The 313-nt window shown below is 74.8% G+C and carries 1 pseudogene; it reads left to right on the forward strand.

Annotation, left to right across the window (positions count from 1 at the left end):
• Window positions 1-313, forward strand: a pseudogene (locus KZZ06_RS20310) (phosphomethylpyrimidine synthase); the annotation flags it as partial.

Here is a 313-nt window from a genome sequence, read left to right on the forward strand (position 1 = left end):
GTCCGGTGACCGGATCGCGCAAGGCCTACGCGAGCCCGGCCGGGCGGCCGGACATCCGCGTACCCTACCGCGAGATCGTCCTCTCCGATCCGAAGGAGGAGCCGGTGCGGGTCTACGACCCGTCGGGCCCCTACACGGAGACCGATGCCCGCATCGACCTCAACGCCGGCCTCCCCGGCGTGCGCGAGCCCTGGATCGCGGCGCGCGGCTACGCGTCCGTCGCCCCGCGCGCGGTGCAGCCCGAGGATAACGGTTTCGCGGGCGACAAGCTCGTGGCCCCCTGCCCGGCCGAGCGGACCGTCCGCAAGGCGGC

This window comes from Sulfitobacter sp. CW3 (assembly GCF_019392245.1).
GTDB lineage: Bacteria > Pseudomonadota > Alphaproteobacteria > Rhodobacterales > Rhodobacteraceae > Sulfitobacter.